At 70.0% G+C, this 3,755-nt stretch carries 4 protein-coding genes; all 4 read left to right on the top strand.

The window, feature by feature from the left end; all coding sequences use genetic code 11:
* The coding region (locus FKV25_RS08380) for a murein hydrolase activator EnvC family protein (protein ID WP_141518341.1) at positions 1-393 on the top strand (393 nt) is incomplete at its 5' end.
* 160 nt (positions 394-553) lie between these two features.
* A complete protein-coding gene (locus FKV25_RS08375; protein ID WP_425462619.1) occupies positions 554-1,894 on the top strand; it encodes a S41 family peptidase in 1,341 nt (446 codons plus the stop codon).
* 154 nt (positions 1,895-2,048) lie between these two features.
* Positions 2,049-2,942, top strand: coding sequence for an ABC transporter ATP-binding protein (locus FKV25_RS08370; RefSeq protein ID WP_141518339.1), 894 nt, complete (start codon positions 2,049-2,051; stop codon positions 2,940-2,942).
* Between the two features lie 11 nt (positions 2,943-2,953).
* Positions 2,954-3,755, top strand: an 802-nt coding sequence (locus tag FKV25_RS08365) for an ABC transporter permease (protein ID WP_141518338.1), incomplete at its 3' end; no start/stop codon positions are given.

Raw genomic sequence — 3,755 nt, 5'->3', positions numbered from 1 at the left:
ATCGGTGGCCCGCAGGTGGGCGGCACCGGCTGGCCGTTGAGCGGCGCCCTGCTGGCGGGCTTCCAGGCCCGGATGCCCGACGGTCGCAGCAGCGACGGCCTGTTGCTGGGCGCCGCCGCGGGCACGCCGGTCAAGACCGTGGCCGATGGCAGCGTCGTCTATGCCGGCTGGATGACCGGCTACGGCCTGCTGCTGATCGTCGACCACGGCGGGGGTTACATGAGCCTTTACGCGCACAACGACGCCTTGCTCAAGGACGTCGGCGACGCCGTCAAGCGCGGCGACGCCGTGGCGACCGTGGGCAGCTCCGGCGGCCACGGGCGTCCGGCCCTGTATTTCGAGCTGCGCCGGGACGGGAAGCCGGTCAACCCGAATGTGTGGTTGCGTCGCTGAACCGGTGGCGGAGGCGGCGCCGGCGTTAACGAAAGCTTCCGTTCGCGGGTCCTAACGTGTTCCCATCAAGGCGCCGGACCCGCAACCGCCCCGGCCCGTCCAACGTTTGCCCGGAGTGCGCTGCATGAGGTTCCGTTTTCCGTCGAAGGCATCCCCGCTACTGGTCCCGGCGCTGTGCGCGACCCTGTTGGCGGCCCCCGCCGGGTGGGCCCAGGACGCACCCGCCCAAGCGCCTCCCGCGGCGGCTGCCGGTGAAGCGGCCGACGATGCCGCGACAGACGAAGCGCTCGATACGAGCGTGCCGCTGGAGGAGATCCGGCGCTACGTGACCGTCTACAGCGCGATCAAGCAGGCTTACGTGGAGCCGGTGGAAGACAAGGCGCTGATGGAGGCCGCGATCCGCGGCCTGCTGTTCGACCTCGACCCGCACAGCGTCTATTTCGACAAGGCATCGGCCGAGGACTTCGACGAACAGTCGCGCGGCGCCTATGAGGGCATTGGCGTCGAGCTGCAGCGCCAGCCCGACGGCAACCTGAAGGTCATCGCGCCGATCGACGGCACGCCCGCCGAGCGCGCGGGCCTGCAGTCGGGCGACCTGATCACCGCCATCGACGGCAAGACCTTCGATCCGGACGAAGGCGACACCTCCGCGCCGCTGCGCGGGCCGGCGGGCAGCTCGCTGACGCTGACCATCGTGCGCAAGGGCAAGGATGCGCCGTTCGACGTCACCCTCACCCGCGACACGATCCGCATCACCAGCATCCGCGGACGCATGCTCGAGCCGGGCTACGGCTATATCCGCATCAGTGCCTTCCAGGCCGACACCGCGGCCGATTTCGAGACCCAGCTCGAGGCCCTGAAGACCGAGGCCGGCGGCAGGCTCCGCGGCCTGGTGATCGACCTGCGCAGCAATCCGGGCGGCCTGCTGACCTCGGCGGTGCAGATCGCCGACGACCTGCTCGAGACCGGGGCCATCGTCAGCACGCGCGGGCGCATCGCCATCAGCGACGCGGAGTTCTCCGCCACCCCGGGCGATCGCCTCGCAGGTGCCCCCGTGGTCCTGCTCGTCGACGCCGGCTCGGCCAGCGCCTCGGAAGTCCTCGCCGGTGCCCTGCGCGACAACGACCGCGCCCGCGTGGTCGGCAGCCGCACCTTCGGCAAGGGGTCGGTGCAGACCCTGTTGCCGCTGGACAATGGCGACTCGGTGAAGCTCACCACGGCGCGCTACTTCACGCCCAGCGGCAAGTCGATCCAGGCGTTGGGGATCGTGCCCGACGTGGTGCTGCACCCGGCCGCCGACGCCGCCGACGGCGGCCGTGCCAGCTACGTCGAATCCAGCCTGCCGGGCCACCTCAGCGGCGACGAAGAGGGCCAGGGCAATGCCGGCGACAACGCCGGAGAGGTGCTGGGCGGCGAGACCCACATCGACGCCGCGCTGGAGGAACTGAAGAAGCTTGCGGCGGCCGCGCCGCGATCGCCGGCGACGGTTCCGTCCTCCTAGGCCGACACGGCACGGCCGGGCGGCCCGCCCGGCCGGGTGCGCGGAAGGGGTCGCGTCGATGGTCACCCTGACGATCCTCCCATTGCCGCCCGCGCACGCGGGTGCATAGGATGCGGCGCACTCCGCAGCCGCGGGTCAACGTCAAAGGGAACCGATGCTCACGATCCGCGACCTCAGCAAGACCTATGCCAATGGCGTGCACGCGCTCGCCGGGGTCAGCCTCGACATCCCGCAGGGCATGTTCGGCCTGCTCGGACCCAACGGGGCGGGCAAGTCCTCGCTGATGCGCACGCTGGCCACGCTGCAGGACGCCGATGGCGGCAGCGCCACCCTGGAGGACGGCAAGGGCGGTACGATCGACGTGCTGCGCGACAGGGACGCCGTGCGCCGGCAACTGGGCTACCTGCCCCAGGACTTCGGCGTGTATCCCAAGGTCAGCGCGATCGAACTGCTCGAGCATTTCGCGATCCTCAAGGGCCTGACGGCCAAGGGGCCCCGCAAGGAGGTCGTGGAAGGCCTGCTTGCCCAGGTGAACCTGTGGGAGGTCCGCAAGCGCAAGCTGGGGACGTTCTCCGGCGGCATGCGCCAGCGCTTCGGCATCGCGCAGGCCCTGCTGGGCGATCCCCGCCTGGTGATCGTCGACGAGCCCACCGCCGGGCTCGACCCGGAAGAGCGCAACCGCTTCCTGAACCTGCTGGCGGAGATCAGCGAACGGGTCGCGGTGATCCTCTCGACGCACATCGTCGAGGACGTGACCGACCTGTGCCCGACGATGGCGATCCTCAACCGGGGCCAGGTGCTGCTGTCGGGCCGCCCGGTCGACGCGATCGACGCCTTGTCCAGGCAGGTCTGGCGCAAACAGATCGCCAAGTCCGAGCTGGCCGACTACGAAGCGCGGCACACGGTGCTCTCCAAGCGCCTGGTGGCGGGCCACCCGGTCCTGCACGTGTTCGCCAGCGACGCGCCGGGCGACGGATTCGAGCAGGTCGAACCCGACCTCGAGGACGTGTACTTCCGGCAACTCCGCCAGCACGCCAAAGCGGCCTGACGGAGGCTCGCATGATCAGGGAAATCCTGCGCTTCGAGCTGCGCGAGCAGCTCCGCTCTCCCTTGCTGTGGCTGGTCTCCGGGCTGTTCGGCCTGCTTGCATTCGCGCTGGGCAGCAGCGAGGCCGTGCAGATCGGTGGCGGGATGGGCAACGTCCACCAGAACGCCCCGCTGGTGGTCGCCCGCCTGATGGGGATGTTCAGCCTGTTCGGCCTCCTCGTCAGTGCGATCTTCGTGTCGGGCGCATTGCTGCGCGACTTCGAGCAGGGCACCGCGGAGCTGTACTTCAGTACGCCGTTGCGTCGCGGCCACTACCTGGCCGGTCGCCTGTTGGCGGCGATGCTCGCCTGCCTGCTGATCCAGGTCCTGGCCGCGGCCGGGCTTTTCCTCGCACAGTTCATGCCGTGGATAGCGCCCGAGCGCCTGGGACCGGTGTCGCTGGCGCCCTACGGCTGGAGCTTCGCGGTCCTGGTGCTGCCCAACCTGGTCCTGTGCACGACGATGCTGGCGCTGTTCGCGACGCTGTCGCGCAGCATCATGTGGGTCTACCTCGGGGTGCTCGCGTTCCTGCTGGCGTACCTGGTCACCGGCGTAATGATGCGCGACCTCGACAATATCTGGCTGGTCACCCTGTCCGAGCCGCTGGGCCTGAGGGCCCTGTCATGGACGACGCGCTACTGGTCGGCGGAGGAGCGCAACACCGGCCTGCCGGCGATCACGGGCTACATGCTGGCCAACCGCGCGCTGTGGCTGGCCGTCGCGGCGGCGATGCTGGCCGCCCTGTTCGCCAGCTTCCGCACCGGGCGCAGCGGCA

The organism is Marilutibacter aestuarii, assembly GCF_006546775.1.
Taxonomy (GTDB): domain Bacteria; phylum Pseudomonadota; class Gammaproteobacteria; order Xanthomonadales; family Xanthomonadaceae; genus Marilutibacter; species Marilutibacter aestuarii.
This window is presented reverse-complemented; position numbering and strand designations above follow the sequence as displayed.

Bases quoted from the DNA above. Each gene is read 5' to 3' on its own strand.
- FKV25_RS08370 (WP_141518339.1), top strand. From the start codon at position 2,049: ATGCTCACGATCCGCGACCTCAGCAAGACCTATGCCAATGGCGTGCAC.